26 protein-coding genes and 1 pseudogene are annotated in these 26,088 nt (G+C 45.0%); 20 read left to right on the top strand and 7 right to left on the bottom strand.

The window, feature by feature from the left end; translation table 11 throughout:
• The first annotated feature begins 5 nt into the window (after window positions 1-5).
• From lptB to ADP71_RS07610, 17 genes and pseudogenes are all read left to right on the top strand, one after another.
• Window positions 6-737, top strand: a complete 732-nt coding sequence (lptB, locus tag ADP71_RS07690; protein ID WP_169708862.1) for an LPS export ABC transporter ATP-binding protein — start codon at window positions 6-8, stop codon at window positions 735-737.
• Window positions 738-797: 60 nt separating this feature from the next.
• Window positions 798-2,234 carry an RNA polymerase factor sigma-54 gene (rpoN, locus tag ADP71_RS07685; protein WP_171461052.1) on the top strand — a complete coding sequence of 479 codons (1,437 nt, stop codon included), beginning with the start codon at window positions 798-800 and terminating at the stop codon, window positions 2,232-2,234.
• A gap of 131 nt (window positions 2,235-2,365) precedes the next feature.
• Entirely contained in the window at window positions 2,366-2,698 is a 333-nt protein-coding gene (gene hpf / locus ADP71_RS07680; protein ID WP_019957548.1) for a ribosome hibernation-promoting factor, HPF/YfiA family, read from the top strand.
• 546 nt (window positions 2,699-3,244) lie between these two features.
• Window positions 3,245-4,636 carry an adenosylhomocysteinase gene (ahcY, locus tag ADP71_RS07675; protein ID WP_019957549.1) on the top strand — a complete coding sequence of 464 codons (1,392 nt, stop codon included), beginning with the start codon at window positions 3,245-3,247 and terminating at the stop codon, window positions 4,634-4,636.
• A gap of 174 nt (window positions 4,637-4,810) precedes the next feature.
• Complete coding sequence (hisC, locus tag ADP71_RS07670) at window positions 4,811-5,887, top strand: histidinol-phosphate transaminase (RefSeq protein WP_019957550.1); 1,077 nt, start codon at window positions 4,811-4,813, stop codon at window positions 5,885-5,887.
• A gap of 5 nt (window positions 5,888-5,892) precedes the next feature.
• A pseudogene (gene hisB / locus ADP71_RS07665) lies at window positions 5,893-6,483 on the top strand (imidazoleglycerol-phosphate dehydratase HisB); the annotation flags it as partial.
• Between the two features lie 70 nt (window positions 6,484-6,553).
• A complete protein-coding gene (hisH, locus tag ADP71_RS07660) occupies window positions 6,554-7,204 on the top strand; it encodes an imidazole glycerol phosphate synthase subunit HisH (protein ID WP_104931927.1) in 651 nt (216 codons plus the stop codon).
• 238 nt (window positions 7,205-7,442) lie between these two features.
• The gene (gene hisA / locus ADP71_RS07655; protein WP_019957553.1) at window positions 7,443-8,186 is read left to right on the top strand and encodes a 1-(5-phosphoribosyl)-5-[(5-phosphoribosylamino)methylideneamino]imidazole-4-carboxamide isomerase; all 744 of its coding nucleotides are present in this window, start codon (window positions 7,443-7,445) and stop codon (window positions 8,184-8,186) included.
• The gene (locus ADP71_RS07650; RefSeq protein ID WP_019957554.1) at window positions 8,186-8,593 is read left to right on the top strand and encodes a hypothetical protein; all 408 of its coding nucleotides are present in this window, start codon (window positions 8,186-8,188) and stop codon (window positions 8,591-8,593) included. The genes hisA and ADP71_RS07650 overlap by 1 nt, the downstream gene beginning before the upstream one ends.
• A 7-nt stretch (window positions 8,594-8,600) precedes the next feature.
• On the top strand, window positions 8,601-9,365 hold the full coding sequence (gene hisF / locus ADP71_RS07645; RefSeq protein ID WP_019957555.1) for an imidazole glycerol phosphate synthase subunit HisF: 765 nt from the start codon (window positions 8,601-8,603) through the stop codon (window positions 9,363-9,365).
• Window positions 9,366-9,431: 66 nt separating this feature from the next.
• On the top strand, window positions 9,432-9,836 hold the full coding sequence (gene hisI / locus ADP71_RS07640) for a phosphoribosyl-AMP cyclohydrolase (protein WP_019957556.1): 405 nt from the start codon (window positions 9,432-9,434) through the stop codon (window positions 9,834-9,836).
• 11 nt (window positions 9,837-9,847) lie between these two features.
• Window positions 9,848-10,168 (top strand): phosphoribosyl-ATP diphosphatase, encoded by a 321-nt coding sequence (locus ADP71_RS07635; RefSeq protein WP_019957557.1) that lies wholly within the window; start codon window positions 9,848-9,850, stop codon window positions 10,166-10,168.
• A gap of 77 nt (window positions 10,169-10,245) precedes the next feature.
• Complete coding sequence (fumC, locus tag ADP71_RS07630) at window positions 10,246-11,640, top strand: class II fumarate hydratase (RefSeq protein WP_019957558.1); 1,395 nt, start codon at window positions 10,246-10,248, stop codon at window positions 11,638-11,640.
• Window positions 11,641-11,801: 161 nt separating this feature from the next.
• Window positions 11,802-12,005, top strand: a complete 204-nt coding sequence (gene tatA / locus ADP71_RS07625) for a Sec-independent protein translocase subunit TatA (protein ID WP_019957559.1) — start codon at window positions 11,802-11,804, stop codon at window positions 12,003-12,005.
• 3 nt (window positions 12,006-12,008) lie between these two features.
• Window positions 12,009-12,500, top strand: coding sequence for a Sec-independent protein translocase protein TatB (gene tatB / locus ADP71_RS07620; protein WP_019957560.1), 492 nt, complete (start codon window positions 12,009-12,011; stop codon window positions 12,498-12,500).
• Window positions 12,493-13,248: a twin-arginine translocase subunit TatC gene (gene tatC / locus ADP71_RS07615; protein ID WP_019957561.1), complete on the top strand. Its 756-nt coding sequence runs from the start codon at window positions 12,493-12,495 to the stop codon at window positions 13,246-13,248. Before tatB ends, tatC begins: the two co-directional genes overlap by 8 nt.
• Window positions 13,249-13,357: 109 nt before the next feature.
• Window positions 13,358-15,202: a PglL family O-oligosaccharyltransferase gene (locus ADP71_RS07610; RefSeq protein ID WP_104931926.1), complete on the top strand. Its 1,845-nt coding sequence runs from the start codon at window positions 13,358-13,360 to the stop codon at window positions 15,200-15,202.
• 64 nt (window positions 15,203-15,266) lie between these two features.
• Here the strand turns inward: ADP71_RS07610 and ADP71_RS07605 are convergent, their stop codons facing one another.
• From ADP71_RS07605 to ADP71_RS07595, 3 genes are all read right to left on the bottom strand, one after another.
• Entirely contained in the window at window positions 15,267-16,460 is a 1,194-nt protein-coding gene (locus ADP71_RS07605) for an LD-carboxypeptidase (protein ID WP_104931925.1), read from the bottom strand.
• Window positions 16,461-16,469: 9 nt separating this feature from the next.
• Window positions 16,470-16,874, bottom strand: coding sequence for an HIT family protein (locus ADP71_RS07600; protein WP_019957564.1), 405 nt, complete (start codon window positions 16,872-16,874; stop codon window positions 16,470-16,472).
• Window positions 16,875-16,997: 123 nt separating this feature from the next.
• A complete protein-coding gene (locus tag ADP71_RS07595; protein WP_171461050.1) occupies window positions 16,998-19,286 on the bottom strand; it encodes an NADP-dependent malic enzyme in 2,289 nt (762 codons plus the stop codon).
• Between the two features lie 669 nt (window positions 19,287-19,955).
• Between ADP71_RS07595 and ADP71_RS07590 the strand changes: the two genes are divergently transcribed.
• Both ADP71_RS07590 and ADP71_RS07585 read left to right on the top strand, forming a co-directional pair.
• A complete protein-coding gene (locus ADP71_RS07590; protein WP_104931924.1) occupies window positions 19,956-21,728 on the top strand; it encodes a M61 family metallopeptidase in 1,773 nt (590 codons plus the stop codon).
• Between the two features lie 20 nt (window positions 21,729-21,748).
• A complete protein-coding gene (locus tag ADP71_RS07585) occupies window positions 21,749-22,198 on the top strand; it encodes a TIGR01244 family sulfur transferase (RefSeq protein WP_019957567.1) in 450 nt (149 codons plus the stop codon).
• On the opposite strand, the gene ADP71_RS07580 is transcribed toward ADP71_RS07585, so the two are convergent.
• The 4 genes from ADP71_RS07580 to ADP71_RS07565 are packed head-to-tail and all read right to left on the bottom strand — an operon-like array spanning window position 22,195 to window position 25,031.
• Window positions 22,195-23,070: a prephenate dehydrogenase gene (locus ADP71_RS07580; RefSeq protein WP_171461049.1), complete on the bottom strand. Its 876-nt coding sequence runs from the start codon at window positions 23,068-23,070 to the stop codon at window positions 22,195-22,197. The genes ADP71_RS07585 and ADP71_RS07580 overlap by 4 nt on opposite strands.
• A gap of 14 nt (window positions 23,071-23,084) precedes the next feature.
• A complete protein-coding gene (locus ADP71_RS07575) occupies window positions 23,085-23,879 on the bottom strand; it encodes a 3'-5' exonuclease (protein ID WP_171461048.1) in 795 nt (264 codons plus the stop codon).
• Between the two features lie 43 nt (window positions 23,880-23,922).
• Entirely contained in the window at window positions 23,923-24,828 is a 906-nt protein-coding gene (locus ADP71_RS07570) for an alpha/beta fold hydrolase (protein ID WP_171461047.1), read from the bottom strand.
• Window positions 24,828-25,031 (bottom strand): heavy-metal-associated domain-containing protein, encoded by a 204-nt coding sequence (locus ADP71_RS07565; RefSeq protein ID WP_019957571.1) that lies wholly within the window; start codon window positions 25,029-25,031, stop codon window positions 24,828-24,830. The genes ADP71_RS07570 and ADP71_RS07565 overlap by 1 nt, the downstream gene beginning before the upstream one ends.
• A 191-nt stretch (window positions 25,032-25,222) precedes the next feature.
• Between ADP71_RS07565 and ADP71_RS07560 the strand changes: the two genes are divergently transcribed.
• Window positions 25,223-26,023, top strand: coding sequence for a DsbC family protein (locus tag ADP71_RS07560; RefSeq protein ID WP_026353421.1), 801 nt, complete (start codon window positions 25,223-25,225; stop codon window positions 26,021-26,023).
• Window positions 26,024-26,088 lie beyond the last annotated feature (65 nt).

Here is a 26,088-nt window from a genome sequence, read left to right as displayed (position 1 = left end):
TGATGATGACGACTAACAGTGTTTTAAAAGTAGCTGGTTTGAAAAAACAATTCAAAAGCCGTCAAGTGGTCAAAGATGTGACTTTGGACATTCAAAGCGGCGAAGTGATTGGTTTATTGGGGCCTAACGGGGCAGGTAAGACGACCAGCTTTTATATGATAGTTGGAATTATCGCCGCAGATGATGGGTCTATTGTATTGGACGGGCAAGAAATGCGCCATTTGCCAATACATGAGCGCGCGCAAAAAGGTGTGGGTTATCTGCCGCAAGAAGCATCGATTTTTCGCAAAATGACGGTGACAGAAAATATCCAAGCCATTTTGGAAATCAATACCCAAGATAAAGCAGAAATCACCAAGCAAACAGAACGTTTGTTGGATGATTTGAACATTGGACACATTAAGGATTCGCCTGCGGTGGCCTTGTCTGGCGGTGAACGCCGTCGCGTGGAAATTGCTCGAGTATTGGCAACCAAACCGCGTTTTATTTTATTGGACGAACCGTTTGCAGGTGTTGACCCGATTGCTGTCATTGATATTCAAAATATCATTTCTTATTTAAAGCAGCGTGGCATTGGTGTGTTGATTACCGACCACAATGTGCGTGAAACCTTGCGTATTTGTGATCGTGCTTACATAATTTCTGAAGGCTCTGTTTTGGCAACGGGCGTGCCAGAAGAACTGGTACAAAACGAGCGTGTGCGAGAAGTGTATTTGGGCGAGCATTTTGACTATTAAGGTCGGTATGGCTCAATGTGTTTGTGATTCATTTGCTTTATTCAATCTGAATTAAATATTATGCAAAACCAACTCAAACTGAAGCAAACACAGCAATTACAACTAAACCCTCAGTTGCAACAAGCGATTAAATTGTTGCAAATGTCGGGTTTGGAATTGGATGAGGCTGTTGAGCAAGCCTTGTTAGAAAATCCTTTATTAGAAAGAATGGATCACAAAGAGCTTGCGCAACCAGAACGTGAGTTTGATGGCGACACTTCGGCCAGTAATGATGCGCATGGTGATTTGGGTGACCAAGTTGGGATTGATGATTATTGGCAAAGTATGCAAATCACTGCGGGCGTGGGCAGCACCGGCATTGCATACGATGGTGAGTTTCAAGACGTTTTTGCGCAAATTGAAGACAATGATGATTTTCGCCAGTTTTTACGCAATCAAGTTTGTGAACACCAATTAAGCCGTGAAGAGGCTTTCAGGGTGCATATATTGATTGAAAATTTGGATGAACATGGTTATTTGTCGAATGGTTTACAAGACATTGTGGAACATTCGCCTTTGGAGTGGTTGTTAGAAGAAGAAGATTTGGCACAGGCATTGACGCACCTCCAAGGCTTTGAACCTGCGGGTGTCGGTGCATTCGATTTGAGTGAGTCTTTGTGGCTGCAATTGCAGCGCTTGCCTGATAACGCTGTCAATCAATTGGCAAAATTGATTGTGCGTCAATATTTCAATGTCTTGGGGCAGCCTAGCAATGTCACCAAACTGAAAAAATACCTGCCTGTTAATATTGCAGAAATACAGGCCGCTGTGATGTTGATTCAAAGTTTGAATCCTTATCCAAGTAGTGGTTATGCTCATTCTGAGCCGACGCAATATGTTTTACCTGATATTCGAGTTTTTAAACAAGGACGCCTGTGGGTGGCACAATTGCAGCGAGAAACTCAGCCGCGTGTGCGTGTGAATGAAGAATATGCATCGGTTGTCGAAGCATGTGGTCATCAAGATTTAAAAAAACAAATGCAAGAAGCCAAACAGTTGATACACAGTTTGGAAATGCGTGCCGATACGGTATTGCGTGTGGCCGATTATGTGGTGGCGCATCAACAGGCTTTTTTCAGCGAGGGTGCCATGGCTTTGAAGCCGATGTTGATTAAGTCGGTGGCAGAATTTTTAGATTTGCATGAGTCCACGATTTCGCGTGCGGTGAATCAAAAGTATCTTAGTTGTCCACAAGGCTTGTTTGAGCTGCGTTGGTTTTTCACACAAACAGCCACCAATGGTGGTGAGGGTGATGAAGATGAAGGCATTAGCAATCGTGTGATTAAAACCATTTTGGAAAAACTCATTGGCGAAGAGGATAAGCGAAAACCACTTTCTGATGAAAAATTAACGCAAAAATTGCTTGAACATGAAATTAAAATTGCTCGGCGTACTGTAACTAAGTACCGAGAAAGTTTGAGGATTCCTTCTGCCAGTGAGCGCAAAATACGCTTGTGAAATGTAATAAAGTGTAGTCGTGTTCACAAAGATATTGGCGATTAGAATGAAAACAGTTATGATGAAATTAACGTCACTGGTTAACGGTGGCGTTCCATCGGGGCCTAGCCCAGCAAGAAGGAGAGACTTGTATGAATCTGACTGTAACTGGTTTGAATTTAGATGTGACTGAAGCTTTGCGTGAGTATATCAGTACCAAGTTGGCACGTATCAATCGCCACTCTGATAGCATCATCTCTACAACCGTGACTTTGTGTACTGTGGAAAAATCCAAGCACAAAGTAGAGGCAGACGTGCATTTGGCTGGTAAAGATTTGCATGTGGAAACCATAGAAGATGACATGTATGCTGCCATTGATGTTTTGATGGATAAATTGGATCGGATGGTCTTAAAGTACAAAGAAAAAAGTACTGACCATCGCGCGACACCTAGTGGACGTGAAACAGTCACACAGCAGGATTAAAGTCTGAGCCTTAAGACATAGCCATATCGTTTGATATGGCTTTTTGTTTATTGGCGTCATATACGAAATAAAAATGAGGCATTACTTGCGTTTTAAATTATTTTTAGAGTAAAAAATTAAAATAACTTAACTACAAGGCTATGTATGTCAATTGTTAAACTCATTATTTTGAATATTCCGCTTTATTTTTTACTGGCTTTCATCATTTTCAAAAATATTGATACTTTTATGGATTGTTGGAAACAGACATTTAAAGGTTGATTTATGAAGAAGTTAATCCATTTTCCTTATCTGGCTATGGATCATGGCGTATTGTGATTTGGGTGCTCTTGTGCATCAGTTTGGTATTCAGTGAGTATGCATATTTCAATCGTTAAGCGTCCTGTAAGCATATTATATAAGGCAGGGTAACTTTAAGCGTGCGTCTTGGGTTTTGATGGCATCTCTTTTATAATGGGTGCTTTCGCGCGAGGAGTGCTGCAGGGAATACCTCAGGCTCGCCATACAACGGCACTCATCACAACCACTCTTGGAAAGGACACCAACGTGTCAGATTACAAAATTGCTGATATCAGCCTCGCCGCTTGGGGGCGTAAAGAATTGAATATTGCCGAAACCGAAATGCCAGGCTTGATGGCTTTGCGCAAAAAATACGGTGAAGAAAAACCTTTGAAAGGCGCGCGCATTGCTGGTTCTTTGCACATGACCATTCAAACAGCTGCGTTGATGGAAACTTTGGTGGCTTTGGGCGCGGAATTGCGTTGGGCTTCTTGCAATATTTTCTCAACCCAAGACCACGCAGCTGCTGCAATGGCTGAAGCGGGCATCCCTGTGTTCGCTTACAAAGGCGAAACTTTGGCGGATTACTGGGAATATGCCCACGAAATTTTCAACTGGGCTGAAGGCTCAGAAGCCAACATGATTTTGGATGATGGTGGCGATGCGACTTTGTTGTTGATTTTAGGCAGCAAAGCCGAAAAAGACATTTCGGTATTGGACAATCCAGGTAATGAAGAAGAAACTGTGTTGTTTGCGTCTATCAAAGCACGTTTGCAGCAAGATGCCAACTGGTATTCTACACGCTTGCAACACATTCAAGGCGTGACCGAAGAAACCACCACAGGCGTACACCGTTTGTACCAAATGCAAGAAAGTGGCGAATTGCCATTCCCTGCTATCAACGTGAACGACTCTGTGACCAAGTCTAAATTTGACAATTTGTATGGTTGTCGTGAAAGTTTGGTAGACGGTATCAAACGCGCAACCGATGTGATGATTGCAGGTAAAATTGCCATCGTTGCAGGTTATGGCGATGTGGGTAAAGGTTGTGCGCAAAGCTTGCGTGGTTTGGGTGCGACCGTTTGGGTGACTGAAATTGACCCAATTTGCGCGTTACAGGCCGCTATGGAAGGCTACCGCGTGGTACGCATGAATGATGTGGCAGATCAAGCCGACATCTTTGTGACTACCACAGGCAATGTGAATGTGATTACTCACGAACACATGAAAGCCATGCGCGACCAAGCGATTGTGTGCAATATCGGTCACTTTGACAGCGAAATTGAAGTGGCAAGCTTGCGTTCTTACGAATGGGACAACATCAAGCCACAAGTGGATCACATTGAATTCCCTGATGGCAAACGCATCATCTTGTTGGCTGAAGGCCGCTTGGTAAATTTGGGTTGCGCGACAGGTCACCCATCGTTTGTCATGAGCAACAGTTTCACCAACCAAGTTTTGGGTCAAATCGAATTGTTTGCTCGTGGCGAACAATATCAAAACGAAGTGTATGTGTTGCCGAAACATTTGGATGAAATGGTGGCACGTTTGCATTTGGAACGTATTGGTGCCAAATTGACTGAGTTGACTGATGAGCAAGCGGCTTACATCAATGTGCCAAAAGAAGGTCCTTACAAACCACATCATTACCGTTATTAATATTTAATTGAAATAACATCACAGCGCATCTTTGAAGGTGCGCTTTTTTTGTGCAGCAGATTTGCATGCGAGAGGTTGTCAGCTTTTGTTGAACAAGGTAGAGTAAAAACCAGCATGACAGGCAATGTTTTTCAATCATGATCTCATATTAAAAACACAAACAAAGGCGAAACCATGCAGTTGAATCAAATTATCCGTCCCGATGTCTTAGCCATGACCGCATACAAAGTAGTCGAGTGTCCTGAAGATTGCTTGAAACTGGATGCCATGGAAAGTCCTTATGAATATTCAGACGAAATGCGCGCTGAATTGGCCAAGCAACTGGCTCACACACCCATCCACTTGTATCCCACTCCCAAAGCCCAAGGTTTACCGCAGATGTTGCGTGAACGAGTGGGTATTGTAGAACAAGCTGACATTGTTTTAGGTGCAGGCTCTGATGAACTGATTCGATTATTGACCATGTTGACAGGTCAACCAGGCAGTACGATGTTGACCTTAGAGCCCTCGTTTGTCATGTACCGCGTTAACGCGGAATTTTTTGGCATGAAATATGTGGGTGTGCCGCTTAATGAGGATTTCAGTTTGAATTTGACTGCGGTGTTAGAGGCCATTACCACACATCAGCCGCAATTGATTTTTATTGCTTATCCAAACAATCCAACTGGCGTACCATTTGCCAAAACCGATGTGGAGCAAATCATTGCTGCAGCCCCTGGTCTGGTGGTGATTGATGAGGCATATGGTGCGTTTTCTTCACACACATTTTTGCCTGAAGCGGGTTTGAGTGAAAAATTGGTGGTGCTCAGAACTTTGAGCAAAATTGGCTTTGCTGGCTTGCGTGTGGGCTATGCGGTGGGGCATCCGCAGGTGATGCATGAGCTTAGAAAAGTGACGCCGCCTTACAATATGAATCAATTAAGTCTCACAGCGGCCAAATTTGCTTTACAATACCCGCAGTTTATTGATGAACACATTAATAAACAAAAATCGGAACGCGAACGCATGCGTACCATGCTCAAAACATGGTCACAAGTGCAAGTCTTCCCTTCGGAAGCCAATTTCATCACCATGCGCGTGCCCGATGCCCAAGCTTTGTGGCAGGCGATGCTTGATCACAATATTTTGATTAAAAATTTGCATGGCGTGCATCCTTTGCTTGAGCAATGCGTGCGCATTACTGTTAGTAAACCAGAACAAAATCAATTGGTCTTAGGCGTCATGCAACAACTGTATGGAACACAATCTTAATTATGCGTACCGCTACCGTTAGCCGCAACACATCAGAAACGCAAATCAGTGTCAGCATCAATTTGGATGGCAAAGGCATAGGCAAATTTGACACAGGCGTACCGTTTTTGGAACACATGTTGGACCAAATTTGCCGCCATGGCATGATTGATATGGACATCACGTGCAAAGGCGATTTGCACATTGATGACCACCACACTGTGGAAGACATCGGCATTACTTTGGGTCAGGCTTTGAAACAAGCCATTGGCGACAAAGTGGGCATTCGCCGTTATGGACACAGCTATGTGCCTTTGGACGAGGCTTTGAGCCGTGTGGTGTTAGACCTTTCAGGTCGTCCAGGTTTGACTTACAACGTTGAATACACGCGTGCGGTGATTGGTCGATTTGATGTGGATTTGTTCAGTGAATTTTTCCATGGTTTGATCAACCATTCGATGATGACGGTTCACATTGACAACTTGCGTGGCATCAATGCCCATCACCAAGCCGAAACCATTTTCAAAGCTTTCGGCCGTGCTTTGCGTATGGCGGTAGAATGGGATGAGCGCATGGCAGGATTGACGCCGTCAACCAAAGGCACGTTGACTGCCTGATTCAAGCATCAAAGCGTCCTGTAAACTTACAGGACGCTTTGTTTTCATTGTTGTATGAGGATTTGAAATCATGAAAATTGCCATCGTAGATTATGGCATGGGCAATTTGCATTCGGTGCTAAAGTCTGCCCAAGCTGCGCAAGTGCGTGCGAATGTGAATGCTGACATCCAATTGACCAGCAATCCTGATGTGGTCTATCAAGCGGACAAAGTCATTTTCCCAGGTCAAGGGGCGATGCCTGATTGTATGGCGGCTTTGCAAAAAAGCGGCTTGGGTGAGGCGATTGCCGACGGCTTTAAGAACAAGCCATTTTTTGGCATTTGTGTCGGTGCACAATTGTTGTTTGATGTGAGCGAAGAAGGCAATACGCAAGGCTTAGGTTGGTTCCAAGGCAGCGTCAAACGTTTTGCTCATGGCTTACAGGACGCTCAAGGCAATAAATTGAAAGTGCCGCACATGGGTTGGAATCAAGTGCATCAAACCCAAAACCATCCTTTGTTCCAAAATGTGGCGCAAGACGCGCGCTTTTACTTTGTGCACAGCTACCATTTTGCGCCGACAGATGCGAGCATTGTATTAGGCCAAAGTGATTATCCTGAAACATTTGCTTGCGCGGTGGGTCGTGATAATGTTTTTGCCACGCAATTTCATGCTGAAAAAAGCCATGATGCAGGTTTACAATTGTTTCAAAACTTTTTGTTGTGGAATGGTCAAGCGTAAAAATGGATGGTATCGGTTTTTAGGTGTGTATGGTTTGAAAATATGAAACCGATAAATGCGGTGAAAACCTGCTATAAAACCTCTATTTTCAAGCCATATAAGGCACAACAAGCCATCAAAAAGTTGTAGAATTATTGGTCTGTTTGCCAAGATACATATTGGCATTGGATTTCTCGTAGCGGTATGAGGTTTTCATGGCCTATTACCAATCTATTAATTGCAATATTTGAGTACGATTATGTTATTGATTCCTGCCATCGATTTGAAAAACGGTCAATGTGTGCGTTTGCGCCAAGGCTTGATGGAAGAGGCAACTGTCTTTTCTGACAAACCTGTGGACATGGCCATGCATTGGGTAAAGCAAGGTGCACGTCGTTTGCATTTGGTTGATTTGGACGGTGCGTTTGTGGGCAAACCGCAAAATTTGGGTGCGATTAAGGCCATTTTAGATGAAGTGTCTAAAGACGTTCCTGTGCAATTGGGCGGCGGCATTCGTGATTTGGATACCATCGAGAAATATTTAGATTTGGGTTTGTCATATGTCATCATTGGCACGGCTGCGATTAAAAATCCGCAGTTTTTGCGTGATGCGTGTGATGCTTTTCCGAATCAAATCATCGTGGGTTTAGATGCCAAAGATGGTTTGGTCGCAACCGATGGTTGGGCAAAAGTCACCAAATACCATGTGACCGAAGTCGGTCAACGTTTTGCTGATTATGGCGTACACAGCATTATTTATACGGATATTGGTCGCGATGGCATGATGTCAGGCGTCAATATTGAGGCGACTGTAAAATTGGCAGAAGCTGTGTCTGTGCCTGTTATCGCTTCAGGTGGCTTGACCAACTTGGATGATATTCGTGCGTTGTGTGCGGTACAAAGCAGTGGCGTAGAAGGTGCGGTGACAGGTCGTGCGATTTACGAAGGTTCCATTGATTTCAAGCAAGCGCAAGACTTAGCGGATGAGTTAGCTGAGGTTTAATGTTTCGAGTAGTAAGCACCGTGTTGTTACACGGTTTGGTATTTTTAGGGTTGTGGTGGCAACAGTCACAAGACACCGTCGCACAACCCGATGATTTTTCCTCAGGTTTGGATTATTGGCAGCAAAGCATGAGTCCGATGATGTGGGCGTTGTTGGCGTTAATGTTGTTGACACCAGCATTGACTTTGTTAACATGCAAACGCCACAGTATCCGAGGTTGGGGATTGTTGGTCATTAATTGGTTGTTTGTGCCTGCCATTGCTTATGTATTTTATACTTATGAGCAATATATGTATTACCAGACTTGGTTGGTTTTCAGTGTGGTGATGTTGGGCATTGCGCTTTTGAATGGTTTGAGTGCGCGCTTAGCGCGAGTGCCGCAACAAGTCGGCAAGAACAAGAAATGAGAGTTGCATGTTAGCAAAACGCATCATCCCATGTTTGGATGTGGACAATGGTCGTGTGGTCAAAGGGGTTAATTTCCTGTCTTTGCGTGACGCAGGCGACCCTGTGGAAGTGGCCAAACGCTATAACGATGAAGGCGCGGATGAAATCACTTTTTTGGACATTACCGCCAGTTCCGACAACCGTGACACGATTTTGCATGTGATTGAAAAAGTGGCGAGCCAAGTGTTCATTCCGTTGACGGTGGGCGGTGGTGTGCGCGCGGTGGCAGACATACGTCGTTTGCTCAATGCCGGCGCGGACAAAGCCAGTATCAACACAGCGGCCATTACCAATCCTGATTTGGTGAGTGACGCCAGCAGTTTTTTTGGTTCGCAAGCAATTGTTGTGGCGATTGATGCCAAAGCGGTCAATCCTGAAAATACCCGTTGGGAAGTGTTCACCCATGGTGGCCGCAAGCAAACAGGTATTGATGCGGTAGAATGGGCGTGCCAAATGCAAGCGCGTGGTGCGGGCGAAATTTTGCTCACCAGCATGGACCGTGATGGCACCAAAATTGGTTTTAACTTGCCTTTGACCCGCGCTATCAGCGAAGCGGTGGACATTCCTGTGATTGCTTCAGGCGGTGTGGGCAATGTGCAGCACTTGATTGATGGTGTTAAAGAAGGCAAAGCCGATGCGGTTTTGGCTGCGAGCATTTTCCATTTTGGCGAAGTGAGCATACGCGAAGCGAAATTGGCGATGCAGCAAGCTGGCATTGAAGTGCGTTTGTAAATGGTCGGTCAATTGAATCGATGAATTTTTACAGGACGCTTTAGCGTCCTGAATATTGTGGACATTATGGATACAAATCAAAACAAAGCTTTGTTAGATGCCGTTAAATGGGATGCCAATGGTTTGGTCTGTGCCATTGCGCAAGACTATCAAACTTCACGCGTGTTGATGGTCGCGTGGATGAATGCCGAGGCTTTAACGCAAACGGCACAAACGGGTTTTGCGCATTACTACAGCCGTTCACGCCAAAAACAGTGGATGAAAGGCGAAGAGTCGGGTCACGTGCAAAAAGTGCATCAATTGCGTTTGGATTGTGATGGTGATGCGATTGTGATGCAAATTGAGCAACAAGGCGGTATTGCTTGTCATACTGGTCGTGAAAGTTGTTTTTATCAAGTGTGGGAAAACGGTGCATGGCAGACAGTTGATCCCATTTTGAAACACGAACAAGACATTTACGGTCAAAAATAAAGGGTGGAAAAATGAACGAAGCATTGTTAAAAGAATTGTCTGATGTGATTGAAGTGCGCAAACAAGCGGCACCACAATCGTCTTATGTGTCGCAATTGATGCATAAAGGCGAAGATGCCATTTTGAAAAAAGTCATTGAAGAAGCCGGTGAAGTGTTGATGGCGTCTAAAGATGGTGAGAAATTGCATTTGGTCAAAGAAGTGGCGGATGTGTGGTTTCACACTTTGGTATTGTTGTCTTACCATGGTTTGCGTGCGGACGATGTGTTGATGGAATTGCAACGCCGTCAAAACATTTCAGGCATTGACGAAAAAGCCTCGCGCACACAATAAGCCCGAGAAAGTGTTATTTCACGGAACTTCGTCCTCATAAACACAGCCGATGAATTTTTTGTGAAAGAGTCATGCATATGTCAGAAACAAGCAGACAAGAAACCGACAGTTTTGGTGCCATTGCGGTGGCACAAGATTGTTATTGGGGCGCGCAAACCGAGCGTTCGCGCCACAATTTTAAAATTGGTACGGAAACCCAGCCGTTGCCGTTGATTTACGCCTTAGCGTATGTCAAGCAAGCAGCAGCCATGGCGCATTTGACAGCAGGTGAATTGTCGCCTCAAATTGCCGATGCCATTATCCAAGCGGCGCAAGAAGTGGTTACAGGACGCTTGGATGCGCATTTTCCGTTGGTGGTGTGGCAAACAGGTTCTGGCACGCAAACCAATATGAATGTCAACGAAGTCATTTCCAATCGTGCCATTGAGTTGCTCGGTGGTGTTTTAGGCAGCAAAAAACCAGTGCATCCCAATGACCATGTCAATATGGGGCAATCGTCTAACGACTCATTTCCAACGGCGATGCACATTGCTACTGTGTTAGAAACGCAGCAGCGTTTGTTACCTGCTTTACAGCGTTTACAGGACGCTTTGAAAGCCAAAGAAGCTGCTTTTGCGCACATCATCAAAATCGGACGCACACACACGCAAGACGCGACGCCTTTGACTTTGGGGCAAGAGTTTTCAGGTTACGTGGCGGCGATAGAATATGGTACACAGCGCATTGTGCAAGCCTTGCAAGATGTGTATTGCTTGGCGCAAGGCGGTACGGCAGTGGGAACGGGTTTGAACACTCGCATCGGTTTTGATGTTGCGTTTGCGCAAAATGTGGCTGATTTGACGGGTCAACCTTTCAAAACCGCTGCCAATAAATTTGAAGCCTTGGCGTCGCACGGTGCTTTGAATCATTTTCATGGCAGCTTGAATGCGTTGGCGGCAGATTTGTTGAAAATTGCCAATGACATTCGCTTTTTGGGTTCGGGTCCTCGTTCGGGTTTGGGCGAATTGAGTTTGCCTGAAAATGAACCTGGTTCGTCTATTATGCCGGGCAAAGTCAATCCAACTCAGTGCGAAGCGTTGACGATGGTTGCCGCTCAAGTGATGGGCAATCACACGACCATCAGCATTGCAGCGAGCCAAGGTCATTTTGAATTGAATGTTTACAAGCCTGTGATTGCTTACAATGTGTTGCAATCGATTCGCTTGCTTGCCGATGCGATGGTGTCTTTTGCAGAGCATTGTGTTGAAGGCATCGTCGCCAATGTAGCGCAGATTGAAACGTTGATGGCGAATTCTTTGATGTTGGTGACCGCATTGGCGCCGCACATTGGTTACGATGCAGCGGCAAAAATTGCCAAATCGGCTCATAAAAATGGAACGACTTTAAAACAAGAAGCTTTGCTCAGTGGTTTGGTGGATGAAGCCCAATATGCCGCATGGGTGCGTCCTGAAAACATGATTGCACCGCAATAAGTTTGTGCGGATAAGTTTGGATAATGGGACATGATTGGCAGTATAATGTCCCATGTTTTTTTGTATGATAAGCGTCCTGTAAAATATGGGCATGAGATGTATAGATTGAAATGCTGTGTGGGTGTTTGAGTCTAAAATTTGGATTTTAAAAAGGAAATGTCATGGGTAGCTGGTCAATTTGGCATTGGCTTGTGGTTTTGGTGGTGGTGGTGGTGGTATTTGGCACCAAAAAATTGCGCGGCGCAGGTCGAGACATTGGCGGTGCGGTGCATGACTTTAAAAAAGGCATGAATGAAGGCAATGAAGCGGCCAAAACCGATGCACTTGAAGCCAAAACCACTGAGCAAGACAAAAAAGACAGTTGATGCATGTTTGAATTGAGTTTTGGTGAAATCTTATTGTTCACCACTGTGGCTTTAATCGTACTAGGACCGGAGCGTTTGCCGGTCTTAGCCCGTTTTTTGGGCCGTAGTTTGGCAAAAATACAAAATATGGTTCACAATGCTAAGGCTGAGTTAGGCGCAGACATGGGCTTGCAAGACTTCCAGCAAATGAAAGCCGATTTGCAAGCATCGGCGCAAAGTTTGAAAGACGATTTACAGCAACAAGCGCAGCAAATCCAACAAGACATACAGCCGTCTTTACCTTCTTGGCACCATTCTCATTGGTCTCAGGAGGAAGATGAAGACATGCTTGCAGAGCGTGTTTGGACTGCGCAGCAACAGCAACATTTGCCTAAGACAACGCTCGCACAACAAAGCCGCCAACGCCGTAAAAACATTCGTCCGTATCAACATATCAATCCTCGCGCCAAGCGCATCGGTGCTCGCCGTCAACACAAACAGATTTCTCATGGATGAAACCCAACCTTTAATCAGCCATTTGGTTGAATTGCGCAGCCGTTTGATTCGCATCATCATAGGCTTGCTTGTGTGTTTTTTTGCTTTGATGCCATTTTCTGAGCAGTTATACACTTTTGTTGCCAATCCGCTGATGGCCAATTTACCAGCGGGCAATCAAATGATTGCCATCGATGTTATTACGCCCTTTTTTGTGCCAGTCAAAGTCACTTTGATGTTGGCGTTTTTAATCAGTTTGCCCAATACTTTGTGGCAAGTATGGGCATTTGTGGCACCGGGCTTGTACCAAACAGAGAAACGTTTGGTGATTCCTTTGGTCATATCAACAGTTTTGTTGTTTTTTGTAGGTATGGCGTTTGCCTACTATTTGGTGTTTCCAACTATTTTCCATTTTTTAGCCCAAGTGACGCCTGAGGGTGTGAGCATGGCCACTGACATCGATAAATATTTGTCATTTGTCTTAGGTATGTTTGTGGCTTTTGGTATCGCATTTGAAACGCCTGTGGTGGTGGTCTTGTTGTGCCGTATGGGTATTGTGTCTTTGGAAAAACTGCGCGCGGCACGTTCGTATGTGATTGTGGGGGCATTTGTGGTAGCTGCGATTGTGACGCCACCTGATGTATTGTCACAAATTTTCTTGGCAGTACCATTGATTATTTTGTATGAGTTAGGTCTGCAAATGTGCCGTTTTGTGAAGCCTAAAACATCTGAAGCGGATGAGATAACGGCATCGCAATTGCCAGAGTAATGAAACTGTGGGTTTAAAATAGAGACGGCCTATGCTCTGTGAGCATGGCCGTTATTGTGTTGATGGGAGTGGCTTGTCATAGATTGGCAAATCATTCAATGAAGATGGGGTGTTTAATGGCAACATTGAACAAAAAACAGTGGTTCAGATAAAAGCAGTGCGTTTGTGCTTGGGTTATATATTGGCCGTAATGGCTGTGATGTCTGTGGTGGTGGTGCCATTTTTGATGAATCGGCGCATTGGTCCGCAAACAGGTTTGATCATTGAATCGGTGAGCATCATCTTGGCTTTGCTGTTGGTCATGGGCGTGGCTTTGATGGGGTATTTGCGTCATAAACCACCTCTTATTAGCATGGTATTCATCGGTTTTGCTGCATGGATTGCAGTGCAAGGGCGCTTGCTAGGCTTGGATTGGTTGTCGCAAATTGATTTGGCGGCAATGGTGGTGTTGGTGGCAGCTGTGGCTGCGTGGGCTTTACACAGTTGGCAACAAGAATCTGATGTCGATGTCTTTTGTTATTTGGCTTGGGGTTTGGTGTTGGGTGTTTTGTTGCAAAGCGCAGTGATGTGGTTGCAATACTTTGGTTTAACCAAGCATTTTCATGGCTATCTGTCTTATTCACAGCCGACTAATATTATGGGGCAATTGGGGCAGCGCAATCATCTAGGTCATTATTTGATGTGGGGTATGGTTGTTATTTTGTACCTGCAACAAGCCCGTTTGATGAGTCGATTATTGGCCGCTTTGTTGATTGCATGGTTGGGTTTGAGCATCGGCTTAATCGGCTCACGCACGTTGATTGTGTACTTGCTTGTGATTGGTTTTTGGGCATGTGTGTGGCGCCTGCGTGTCGGCAAAGCTTGGCAAGCATCTTGGTATTGGACAATGGGTGCGTTGTTGTGGGTTTTGGCTGTACAGTTTGGCTTGAAAAAAGTATTGGCATTTTTTTCAGGGGCGACTACGACCACAGGCTTAGAGCGTGTGACCGCTGCCAAAACCGTGGTCGATTCTGCGCGCAGCGTGGAGTGGCTCAAAGCTTGGCAAGCCTTTTTAAATAGTCCTTGGTGGGGACATGGTTGGGGCAGTGGTGCTTCGCAAAGTTTTTGGCGGCATGGGGATGGTCTGCTCAGTGCCCGAGCAGATGTCTTGTTTACGCATAACCATAATACAATATTGCAGTTGTTATTAGAAGTGGGTGTGATAGGTTGTGTTGGCTTGTTGATAGGTTTGTTGTGTTTGGTTTGGCGTTGTGTGGTGTTTGCCAAGCGTCCTGAAAGCTTTGCGATTTTGGCGATGGTTTCGGTCAGCTTGTGTCATAGCTTATTGGAATACCCACTTTGGTATGTGTATTTTTTACTGCCGTTTGCATTGTTTTTGGCGTTGGTGCCACATCACACACATCGTTATCCAACGGCAAGCCCCCATTCATGGCATCGTTTGAACATGACTTTGGGAATATTGGCATTGGTTGCTTTATTGGGAACGGTGCGCCTGTTATTTGTGTATCAAGATATTGTATCGGTATATGGCATTGCCAAAGGCGAGAGCGCGCAAGTGGCACAGCAGAAAAAAGCCCAAATCAATGCTTTGCTCAAGCATGAATATTTGTTATATTATTATGTTGGAATGGCTTTGATGGAACGCAGTTTTAGCCCTTATCAAGACATGTCCGTGAATAATGAAGTTGAAAATGCGCGTGTGGTGGCGACGTACCGTCCTTATCCAAGTTATGCCATTCGTTGGGGCATGTACCAATATCGTATGGGGCAACGTGATGAGGCAACCGCATGGCTAGAGCAAGTGTGGCGTTATTATCCGAATCAATTGGATGGGCATATCAAAGCCATGCAAAACTCGCCTTATTATGTGGATTTGTTGCCATTGGCACAAAAACGCTGTTTGGAATATCGAGAACGGATAAAAATCAAATGCTCTTTCGCTGAAGCCAATTAATTCATCATAAAAAAAGCGTCCTGTAAAAGTTTACAGGACGCTTTTAAAATGGCTAGTGATGCGTTTATTCTGCTTCTATGATTTGCGCATCTTGATTGCTAGGCGTACCAAACACGGAGTTCAAGGTGTCAAAGACAGGCTCAGGTGGCGGCAATAAATTGCTTAAATTTAAGCGATTGGCATCTAGCATAGGATAATGGCTAAACGTCACTTGATAACCGCCATTGCTGGTAGATTGCAAATGTGCTTGAGCACCCAAAGGCATCGTCACTTTATTGGTAATGTGACCAAATGGAAAACCTGTTAATACAGGCACGCCTGTGGTGTTTTGAATCGTGTGTACCACACTAGACAAATTATAGCTGGCATCATACGAATCGCGAATATTGCCCATGCGAAAATCACCCAACACTATCGCTTGTTGTTTCTTCAAAACGCCTGCCAAATGCAAGGTTTGCAAAGCACGTTCGATGCGATACGGCTGCTCGTTCACATCTTCTAAAAACAAAATACCGCCTTCAATATTGGGCATATAAGGCGTGCCTGCTAAAGATTGCAGGACGCTTAAATTACCACCCCAAAATTTGCCGCTCACATTCAGATTGTGAGCTTGGATTTGACCAACATAAATGGTGTTTTGGCTTTTGGTTGTGGTGTCGATGAAGTTTTGCATTGTATACGGGCTAGGGCTAGGGCTGCCAAACTCGCTGTACAACATGGGACCTGCGATGCTAGGCACGCCTGTTTGCGCTAACAAAGCCAATTGAATGGCGCAAATATCGCTGTAACCCATCAACAAAGTGCCTTGCTCACGCATGCGCCCGCCTAAGCCATCCCAATTAATGTGAGGCAACAAGCGAATGGCACCATAACCGCCACGTGCGCCCAATAAAATTTTAGGCGTGGCCACTTGACCTGTGGCGACGGCTTGCAAATCTTGAATACGTTGACCATCGCTGCCTGCAAAACGTTGGAAACGGCGGTAGGCAGCTTCGGTATTGCTCACTTGAAAGCCACATGATTGTAAACGCTGTATGCCAGTGGTGACACGGTCGGTACGGTCTAAAAAGCCTGAGCAGGCAAAAATTCGCAACAAAGTGCTGTCTCCCATGACGTGTTGTGGTGGGCGTGGTGTTTGAGTGGATGGTTGTGTTGGGGTCACGGTTTTGGGCGTGCCGCAAGCGGTCAAGACAGCGGCTCCCACGCCAGCGCTGCCATAGCTTAAGATGCGGCGGCGAGAAATAGATTGGTCCAACATAAAAACTCCTTAAGCATTCAAAGCTTCGGTCAAGTGTAAACGCCAATTATCAGGTAGCTTAGGGACATGATGATGACGTGGGCTAGACCAAATAGAATCGGGATAATAAGCATCGTCTTCAAAACGAGCAATCACATGCCAATGTTGATGCGGCACCATGGTGCCAAAACTGGCCAAATTGATTTTGATGGGATTGAAAATGTCGCGCATGATGGTTTCTACTTGGTAGACCACATGCATCAAATATTGGCGTTGGGATTCGGTTAAGTCGGTCATTTCGGCAACATGATCTTGCCAAATAACGCGGCAATAAGCAGGCGTCAAGACTTGGTCGGTCACCAAAATCACCCGTACCATCTCATCTTGATACAAAATTGTTTCGCCTTGGGTTTGGCACAAAGGACATTTAGCCATGACAACACTCACAAAATAGAATAAACCACATTATAACGGCACAAAACCACAGGCGGTATAAACAATACAAAAGCGTCCTGTAAAGATTTACAGGACGCTTTGAGTATGAAGCTTGGCTAAAACTTATGCTTGCTGGTCGTCTTGGCGTTGTGCTTCAACCGCAGCCACAGCCACCATATTGATGATGCGGCGTACCGATGAAATTGGCGTTAAGATGTGAACTGGCTTGTTCAAACCCATCAAGATAGGACCAATGGTCACGCCATCAGCAGCAGACACACGCAGCAAGTTGTAGCTGATGCTGGCCGCTTCGATATTAGGCATCACCAACAAGTTTGCCGAGCCAGTCAAGCTAGACTCAGGCAAAATCGATTGACGCATGTCTTCCATCAATGCCACATCACCTTGCATCTCGCCATCCACTTCCAATTCAGGCGATTGCTCTTGCAGCATGGCCAAAGTTTCTTGCATCAAGCGTGAGCTTGGATTGTCAATCGAACCGAAGTTAGAATTAGACAACAACGCAGCTTTAGGCTCGATACCAAAACGGCGCATTTCTGTGGCAGCCATTTGGGTGATTTGGGTCAATTGTTTGGCTGTTGGGTCGGCGTTCACATAAGTATCGGTAATGAACACATTGCCACGAGGCAAAATCAAAGCGTTCATGGCACCTGCCACTTGTTCATCGTTGTCGTAACCAATCACCGATTCTAAAGTGTCAAAATGCTCTTTATAACGACCAAACGTACCGCAAATCAAAGCGTCTGCATCGCCTCGGTTGACCATCAACGCACCAATCAATGTGGTGTTGCCAATCACACGACGGCGCGCCATTTCTTCGGTTACGCCTTTGCGCTTCATCAATTGATAGTACTCACCCCAATAATCACGGTAGCGAGGATCGCTTTGGTTGTTCACCAATTCAAAGTCTTTGCCCGCTTGAATGGTCAAACCCAAGTCTTTGATGCGTTTTTCAATCACTTCAGGGCGACCAATCAACACAGGGAATGCCAATTTTTGTGACACAATGTGTTGGGTGGCGTGCAAGACGCGAGTATCTTCACCTTCACACAATACCACGCGTTTCAATTGGGTTTTGGCTTTGGTGAAGACTGGTTTCATGAACAAGTTAGACTTGTAAACGAATTGTTCCAATTTCTCAACGTAAGCATCAAAGTCTTCAATCGGGCGCGTTGCCACACCTGAATCCATAGCAGCTTTTGCCACAGCAGGGGCGATTTTAACAATCAAACGTGGATCAAATGGTTTTGGAATCAAGTATTCACGACCAAAAGACAAACCTGTTTCGCCATAAGCGGACGCGACACGGTCGTTTTGTTCAGCCAAAGCCAAGTCAGCAATGGCCAAGACGCAAGCGACTTTCATCTCTTCGTTGATGGTCGATGCACCCACGTCCAAAGCACCACGGAAGATGAATGGGAAGCACAATACATTGTTCACTTGGTTAGGGAAGTCTGAGCGGCCTGTACCAATGATCACATCAGGACGGGCAGCAATGGCTTCAGGTGGCCAAATTTCAGGTTGTGGGTTGGCCAAAGCCAATACGATAGGGTCTTGATTCATGGTTTTGAGCATGTCTACGCTCAATACATTTGGACCTGATAAACCTAAGAAAATGTCTTTGCCAGAAACCGCATCGCCCAATACACGTTGACCATTGTCTTCGATGGCGTAGCGTTGTTTAGACACATCCATTTTGTCGTCACGGTTTTTGAAGATGACACCTTTGGAGTCGCACACTGTGATGTTTTCACGTGTCATGCCCAAAGCCACCAATAAATCCAAACATGCAATGGCAGCCGCACCTGCACCAGAACACACCAATTTCACGTCTTTGATGTCTTTGCCTATCACACGCAAACCATTCAATACCGCAGCGGTTGTGATGATGGCAGTGCCGTGTTGGTCATCGTGGAATACAGGAATGTTGGTGCGTTCACGCAATTTTTGTTCGATGTAAAAACATTCTGGTGCTTTGATGTCTTCTAAGTTGATGCCACCGAATGTTGGCTCTAAAGAAGCAATGATGTCGACCAATTTGTCTGGGTCGGTTTCGTTGACTTCGATGTCAAATACATCAATGCCAGCGAATTTTTTAAACAAAACGCCTTTGCCTTCCATCACAGGTTTACCAGCCAAAGCGCCGATATTGCCCAATCCCAAAACAGCCGTACCGTTAGAAATCACGGCGACCAAATTGCCACGGGCAGTGTATTTGTACGATGCCAATGGGTCATTGTAAATTTCCATACAAGGCGCAGCCACGCCTGGCGAGTAAGCCAAAGCCAAATCGTATTGAGTGGCCAATGGTTTGGTCGGGGTGATTTGAATTTTACCCGGATTCGGATATTCGTGAAAATTGAGCGCGGCTTCTTTGAGCAACTCATCCATAAAACATTTCTCCAAAAATCTACTATGCTAGTGTGTGCTATTGTGCTACGAAGTAACAACTGTGGCATATTTTGGTATGAACGGCAAGCAAGGTTTGTACTTGACTGGCTGTTGGCTTTGTATATGCCACTGCTCTGAAATCGTCTTGGATTCTAACATACCACTGTTGGGTTTTGGGTAATGGCTTGAGGTTCAATCTAGATAGGTGCAATTGTGTGTCAATCGCAGATAATGTGGCAGTATGATTCTATTTATGTGCCATAAAATAGCATAAAAATGGATTTAAATCACTGCTTTGCGCTATATTAAGATGTCAATTTGATATTGAAATAGTCTTTTATATTTTTGAGTCCATATAAATATCCAGCCATTGTACAAGTCAAAAAATTGCATAATATGAAAAATCGATATGAACCCATCTTGGTTTGATTAAATCATTATGATGCCAATGAATGCTTGCATCAATACTCAAATATCCGTATGTAATTATTAATATGTCATTTTGAGATATGCTTGCATAAAGTCAATATCTATCATGGTTTTGAAGTGGTTTGCAGATGAAACATTTGTAAAATTGGCATACACTGACAGCATTTTGAATGAAAACTAAGTTTTAAGCATCATGAAGCTTCAAGCTTAGATAAAAACAGTCTTGAGAGAATCCATATTATGATTAAATTGACCTTGAGTTTACAGGACGCTCATGCGCATTTGTGGCATGTTCGCTGTGAGTGGACGGTATTGCATGACCAAGAGATGCAAATAATACATTTGGCTGATTGGGTGCCAGGCAGCTATATGATACGTGATTTTTCACGTCATATTGTGAGCATGCAAGCTGCTGCCAATAATGTGGCGATTGATTTGTTGCAATTGGATAAGAGTCGTTGGCAATTGGCAGGGCATGCGGGCTATTATTGCGTGGAATATGAATTGTATGCTTTTGATTTGTCAGTGCGTGCCAGTTATTTGGATGGACAATATGGTTTTGCCGATGGTGCGTGTTGGATGCCATGGTTAGAGCATCGCCAAGATGAAGCTTATGAAGTCCAAGTGGATTTGGGTATTTGGGGACGTGAACAAGCGTGGGAGATTGCCACTACAATGCGTCCTGTATCTGAAAATGTGTTTCAGGCCGCTTCTTATTGGGAAGCGATAGACCACCCGATCACCATGGGTTGTTTGCGCACATTTGATTTGAATGTTTTAGGCTTGCCGCATCAAGTGGTCATCAGTGGGGCAAGTTTGGCATTTGATGTGGATCGCTTGTTGGCGGATGTAGAGAAAATTTGTGCAGCGCAAATTGAAATGTTTGGTGCTGCACCGTTTGAGCGTTATATCTTCATGTTGTATGTGGGCGACAAAGTTTATGGCGGTTTGGAGCATCGTTCATCTACTGCGTTGATGGCAGACCGTTGGTGTTTGCCTAAGCTGGGTGCCAAAGAGCGTTCAGACGAGTATTTGCAATTGTTGGGTTTAATCAGTCATGAATATTTTCATGCGTGGAATGTGAAAGCCATCAAGCCCGCTGCATTCGATCCGTATGAATTACATCATGAGCAGCATACAGAACAATTGTGGGCATTTGAAGGCATTACTTCGTATTACGATGATTTGATTTTGCAACGCTCAGGCGTGATGTCGACCCCACAATACTTAACCCAATTGGCCAAAACCATCACCCGAGTTGAGCAAGGTCAAGGCGTCCTGAAACAATCTTTGGCTCAATCGAGCATGGATGCGTGGACCAAATATTACAAACAAAACGAAAATTCAGCCAATGCCATCACCAGTTATTACCAAAAAGGCGCTTTGGCGGCTTTGGTGTTGGATTTGTATTTGCGTCGAGAAACCGATGGTGAATTCAGTTTAGACGATGTCATGCGTGCTTTGTACCGCCGTTATTTACAGGACGGTAAAGGCATTAGCGAGGCGCAATGGCGACAATTGGTGTGTGATGTGACGGGCGTGAATGTGCAAGATTTGTTACATCGCATCATTGATACCACCGAGGTTTTACCGTTGGCGGTTTTATTGAATGAATTTGGTTTGAAGTTGCAACGTGTGGCGCAGCCTGAATCTCAGTCAGCTTGGGTGAAAGCTTTGCCTGCCGTAGCGGCACAAGCTGCGACGGCTTTTGGTGCCAAATACAGTATGGATGCCACAGGAATGAAAATCACCAGTGTGGTCAGTGGCGGTAGCGCTGAGCAAGCGGGTTTGGCGGCTGGCGATGTGGTGATTGCCATGGCCAATTTGCACATCAAGCAATTTGATGTCATTTGGTCTAATTTGGAAGTGGATGACAGCATTGGTGTGCATTACTTCCGTCAAGGTGTGTTGTATCAAACACAGCTACATGTTCAGGCCGCTTTGGCAACAACGGTGTTGCTGCATACGGAAGATGAGCAGTTGTTGTCTTATTGGTTGCCTCAGTGGCAATGATTACAAGTGAAGGAATGAAAATGAACTTGGCCTTATTGGTAGAAAATTTATACGTATCCAATCAATTACAATCAGAAGAAGATGTACAAAAACTGGCTGACGTCGGTGTCAAATACCTGATGTGTAACCGTCCTGATGGCGAAGAAGCCGCACAAGCGAGTTTTGAGCAAGTGACTGCTTGGGCGCATGCGCACGGCATCGAAACCACGCATTTGCCTGTGGTCATGAATCAAATGAATATGGAAGATGTGAGTCAGTTTGCACAATGGTTTGCGCAACATGAAGGTGATGTCAAAGGTGTGTATTGCCGTACTGGTACACGCAGCAGTTTGTTATGGGCTTTGTCACAAGTGGATTTGGGCAAGGTCAATGCCATCGAAGCCATTACCACAGTGGCGCAATCAGGCCGCAACATCAGTGGTGCAGCGATGATGTTGCAACAATTGGAACCGCATACCAAAGAAGCTTAATTGGAAGTTTTAGGCCAAGCTGCGCGCCATTGTTCAGCTTGGTCATAATAGGCATACAGCGCTTGAGCATCACCTTGTTTGATTAAGGTTTTCAGGCGCTGTAATTGCATTTGTTGTTCGTCTATTAATTTGAGCAAACTGTCTTGGTTGGCAAAACTGACATCCGTCCAAATGGCAGGATGGCTGGCGGCAATGCGGCTAAAATCTCGAAAGCCAGAACCAGCATAATCCAATGCTTGCTCCCCCAATTTTTGTCCTACCACGGCGTGCATATAGCTGTATGCAATCAAATGAGGCAAATGGCTGACCATGGCCAGAATTTCATCGTGTTCAGAGGGGGACAATTCAGAAACCACAGCACCTGTGGCCTGCCACAATTGCCATATTTTTTGATAGCTGTCGGAGTTTTGTTGTGTATGCGGACACAAAATCAATTTCTTATTTTCAAACAAACGAAATTGCGCCGCCATGGCACCATGTCGGTCTGAACCTGCAATCGGATGTGTCGCCACAAAGCGTTCAAAATGTTCGGGCAAAACCCGCGCGATATTGTCGATGGTGGTTTGTTTGGTGCTGCCCACATCAATCAAGGTACAGGTATGATTGAGCCAAGGTTTTAAGGCTTGTGCAATTTGGGCAACAGTCCCCACAGGCGTGGCCAAGATGATCAAATCCGCTTGGCTAAGGCGCTCATCCATGATGGTACTGGCACTTTGAATGACGTGACGCTCTAAAGCTCGTTCAAGATTGGCCGCATCCAAATCCACGCCATGCACATGCCCAATCAATTGTTGGCGTTTTAAGTCCAAAACCAATGAGCCGCCAATTAATCCCACGCCAATCAACACCACGTTTTCAAACAACACAGACATTTACAGGCCGCCTCTTAATGCTGTTGCCACAATTGGCAAAATTGTTGCCAATGCTCGTGTGGATGGGCATGTAAATAGTGATATAAGCGTTCGATTTCGGCTTGGTAAGCGGGTTTTTGTAAGGCACCGCGCAATAATTGAAAACGCAAAAACATCAAATAAGTGTTGGCAGCATCGGTTTCGCAATAATCTCGGATTTCTTGAATCTGGCCTTCTTGATACGCTTGCCAAACTTTGGAGCCATCCATGCCCATTTTGCCCGGGAAACCGCACAATTTGGCCATTTGGTCTAACGGTGCATTGGCACGACCATTGTACAAAGCCAAAACGTCCATCAAGTCGCAATGGCGCATTTGGTAGCGGCTGATGTAATTATTCCATTTGAAATCGCGGCTATCGGCAAAATCACCTTCGCCCAGATCCCAATAACGGGCGGCACTGATGCCATGAATCATGCTGCGATAATGTAAGACAGGTAAGTCAAAACCACTGCCATTCCAGCTGACCAATTGCGGTGTATAGCGCTCAATCAAACCAAAAAATTTGATTAAGATAGAAGCTTCTGAGTCGCCGACTTCACCTATGGTACTGACATGGATTTTGTCATCGCTCCAACGCAGACAACATGAAATCGCCACCACTTTGTGCAAGTGTAACGGTAAAAAATCGCTGCCATTTTGGGCGCGGCGTTGTTGCAACGCGTATTCCACTACATCGGCATCGCTGATGTCTTTGGGGAAATCGTTCAATACACGAATGGCGTGGGCATCGGGAATGGTTTCAATGTCAAAGGCAAGAATCGGTGTCATGGCGAGGCTCTTTTGTGGCTTACAGGACGCTTATTGTACCGATTTATGTATCTAATTGGCGTAAAAATTCATGCAAAGTGTGGGCGAATGCTTGCGGAGCTTCCCATTGCAGCATGTGACCGCAGCCGTGTAAGGTGATGCTGGCGTATAAATTGGGCAATAAAGCTTGGCGTTGTGCTAAAACATTTTGCACTTGTTTTAAATAATGGTTGTGCGTGAGCGCTTCGCCTTGTAACCACAAAACTGGCATGGATAAGTGTGGCCACAAGGTTTTAAATCGATGCCAATCGTAAGGATGGGCTTGTGGCAAATCGTGCTTGGGGTCAGCATGGTAATACCATGCGTTATTTTGGTATTTGGTTAACGCTTGTGCCATAAAATGGGCGTATTCGATATTCATGGCAGGATTGCGTTTTTGCAATTTGAGGACCAAAGTGTCTAAATTGTGAATGGGTTTGGGTGTTTTAGCGCAAGGTTCACTGACAAAGCGTTGCATGCGCTGGCGAATGTCGGTGGCGTCGTTTAAAACAGGCATGCCAAAGCCTTCTGCCATGGTTAAAGAGTGGACCCGTTCAGGAAACAAACTGGCGTAATGGGTGGCGAGCATGCTGCCCATGCTGTGACCTATCAGGTGGAGCGGTGCTGTGGGGCTGATGTGGTTTAAAACCGCATGCAAGTCTTGCAACATGACCATGCGTTCATAATAACCATGAGCTTGCCAATCAGAGCCGCCAAAGCCACGCCAATTGAGTGCATAAATGTCGTAAGTTTCAGGCAACGCATCAATGACTTGCTGAAAACTTAACGCACAATCCATCCAACCGTGTAAAAACAATAGTTTTGGCCGCGAAAGTCGCGGCCAATGTTGTATTTTGAGGTTCAAGCCATTGCAATAAAAGTCAATATTTTGTGCGATATTGGCAGCTTGGTATGTCTGAATGGATGTCATTATACAGCAGGATACCCAGCTGCTTTTAAAGCAGTTTTGAAGTCTTCTACATTGAAGTCATCACTGTGGGTTACCACGACAGTGCCATCGTCTAGTTTGACATTGACAAAGCGCGCTCCTGCCACGGCTTCACCTGCGGTTACAATTTTATCTACATCAGCTTGAGATGATACACCGCTAGCTGTTAAACGAGTTTGAGCCATAAAGCCTCCGTATACTGGATGTTGATTTTAAGGAAGAACCACTTTAAATCATGAATGTGTTACGATGCGGATGGAAAAATTAATCAAATGTATTGAGCGTTCAATCATGCAAGCTAGAATGCAGTTAGGCATATTTTGTATCAATACTGCCAATATTTGTATGATTTAGCAATCTATTTTAAGAGAAAACTATGCGAATAAAATTCCTCACGGCGATGGTGTTGATTGGTTTGTTGGGAGCCTGTGAATCGAAAGTCAATACCGACGGCAGTAAGACAACGGTTTCCGAAACTAAGTCAAATAATCAAAACATAAGTTCCGCAGATGAATCAGTTCAAAAAGACATACAGGCCGCTTTGAAAAAAGCTTATCCTAATGAAGATGTCAAAGTCGAAAGTGTGTCGAAGACACCGATTGCCAATTTGTATGAAGTCGTGGTGTTTCCTAAGCAAGTGATTTATGTCGATGCCAAAGGCGAATACATGTTGTTGGGTAATTTGATGGACATGAAAAATCAGGTGAACTTGACCGAAGAGCGTTTGAGTGATTTGAATCGTGTGGATTATCAAACATTGCCATTTGAATCAGCCATCAAAGAAGTGCGCGGTAATGGTCAATACCATGTGGCGGTGTTCAGTGATTTGGACTGCCCATTTTGTAAGCGTTTAGAGCAAGAAATTGAGAAAATGACGGATGTCACCATCCATACTTTCTTAATGCCGATTGACTCTTTGCACCCGCAAGCGAGAGCGGCATCCAAACAGCTGTGGTGTCAGCCCGATCGCACTGCTGCATGGACCAATTGGATGCGCAAAGGTACACCTATTCCAGCTGTAGCTGAATGCCCAAACCCTGTTGATGATTTGGTGGCTTTGAGCGAGAAACTAGGCTTTAATGGTACCCCAACAATTGTGTATCCAAATGGCAAAGTGCAATCGGGTTTTTTACCTAAAGAAGCATTTGAACAAGCTTTGCGTGACAATCAAAAGTAAACGGGTAATTGTTCTATTTAATCTGCTGCAAATTGAGATTAACTGTGTTATTAATAGAGTTTGAT

The organism is Vitreoscilla sp. C1 (assembly GCF_002951955.2).
GTDB classification, from domain to species: Bacteria; Pseudomonadota; Gammaproteobacteria; order Burkholderiales; family Neisseriaceae; genus Vitreoscilla; species Vitreoscilla stercoraria.
This window is presented reverse-complemented; position numbering and strand designations above follow the sequence as displayed.

What these genes read in the sequence shown, in the direction of transcription:
- lptB (WP_169708862.1), top strand. Translation starts at nt 6, where the DNA reads ATGACGACTAACAGTGTTTTAAAAGTAGCTGGTTTGAAAAAACAATTC.
- rpoN (WP_171461052.1), top strand. Translation starts at nt 798, where the DNA reads ATGCAAAACCAACTCAAACTGAAGCAAACACAGCAATTACAACTAAAC.
- hpf (WP_019957548.1), top strand. Translation starts at nt 2,366, where the DNA reads ATGAATCTGACTGTAACTGGTTTGAATTTAGATGTGACTGAAGCTTTG.
- hisC (WP_019957550.1), top strand. Translation starts at nt 4,811, where the DNA reads ATGCAGTTGAATCAAATTATCCGTCCCGATGTCTTAGCCATGACCGCA.
- hisH (WP_104931927.1), top strand. Translation starts at nt 6,554, where the DNA reads ATGAAAATTGCCATCGTAGATTATGGCATGGGCAATTTGCATTCGGTG.
- hisA (WP_019957553.1), top strand. Translation starts at nt 7,443, where the DNA reads ATGTTATTGATTCCTGCCATCGATTTGAAAAACGGTCAATGTGTGCGT.
- ADP71_RS07650 (WP_019957554.1), top strand. Translation starts at nt 8,186, where the DNA reads ATGTTTCGAGTAGTAAGCACCGTGTTGTTACACGGTTTGGTATTTTTA.
- hisF (WP_019957555.1), top strand. Translation starts at nt 8,601, where the DNA reads ATGTTAGCAAAACGCATCATCCCATGTTTGGATGTGGACAATGGTCGT.
- hisI (WP_019957556.1), top strand. Translation starts at nt 9,432, where the DNA reads ATGGATACAAATCAAAACAAAGCTTTGTTAGATGCCGTTAAATGGGAT.
- ADP71_RS07635 (WP_019957557.1), top strand. Translation starts at nt 9,848, where the DNA reads ATGAACGAAGCATTGTTAAAAGAATTGTCTGATGTGATTGAAGTGCGC.
- fumC (WP_019957558.1), top strand. Translation starts at nt 10,246, where the DNA reads ATGTCAGAAACAAGCAGACAAGAAACCGACAGTTTTGGTGCCATTGCG.
- tatA (WP_019957559.1), top strand. Translation starts at nt 11,802, where the DNA reads ATGGGTAGCTGGTCAATTTGGCATTGGCTTGTGGTTTTGGTGGTGGTG.
- tatB (WP_019957560.1), top strand. Translation starts at nt 12,009, where the DNA reads ATGTTTGAATTGAGTTTTGGTGAAATCTTATTGTTCACCACTGTGGCT.
- tatC (WP_019957561.1), top strand. Translation starts at nt 12,493, where the DNA reads ATGGATGAAACCCAACCTTTAATCAGCCATTTGGTTGAATTGCGCAGC.
- ADP71_RS07605 (WP_104931925.1), bottom strand. Translation starts at nt 16,460, where the DNA reads ATGTTGGACCAATCTATTTCTCGCCGCCGCATCTTAAGCTATGGCAGC.
- ADP71_RS07600 (WP_019957564.1), bottom strand. Translation starts at nt 16,874, where the DNA reads ATGGCTAAATGTCCTTTGTGCCAAACCCAAGGCGAAACAATTTTGTAT.
- ADP71_RS07595 (WP_171461050.1), bottom strand. Translation starts at nt 19,286, where the DNA reads ATGGATGAGTTGCTCAAAGAAGCCGCGCTCAATTTTCACGAATATCCG.
- ADP71_RS07590 (WP_104931924.1), top strand. Translation starts at nt 19,956, where the DNA reads ATGATTAAATTGACCTTGAGTTTACAGGACGCTCATGCGCATTTGTGG.
- ADP71_RS07585 (WP_019957567.1), top strand. Translation starts at nt 21,749, where the DNA reads ATGAACTTGGCCTTATTGGTAGAAAATTTATACGTATCCAATCAATTA.
- ADP71_RS07580 (WP_171461049.1), bottom strand. Translation starts at nt 23,070, where the DNA reads ATGTCTGTGTTGTTTGAAAACGTGGTGTTGATTGGCGTGGGATTAATT.
- ADP71_RS07575 (WP_171461048.1), bottom strand. Translation starts at nt 23,879, where the DNA reads ATGACACCGATTCTTGCCTTTGACATTGAAACCATTCCCGATGCCCAC.
- ADP71_RS07570 (WP_171461047.1), bottom strand. Translation starts at nt 24,828, where the DNA reads ATGACATCCATTCAGACATACCAAGCTGCCAATATCGCACAAAATATT.
- ADP71_RS07565 (WP_019957571.1), bottom strand. Translation starts at nt 25,031, where the DNA reads ATGGCTCAAACTCGTTTAACAGCTAGCGGTGTATCATCTCAAGCTGAT.
- ADP71_RS07560 (WP_026353421.1), top strand. Translation starts at nt 25,223, where the DNA reads ATGCGAATAAAATTCCTCACGGCGATGGTGTTGATTGGTTTGTTGGGA.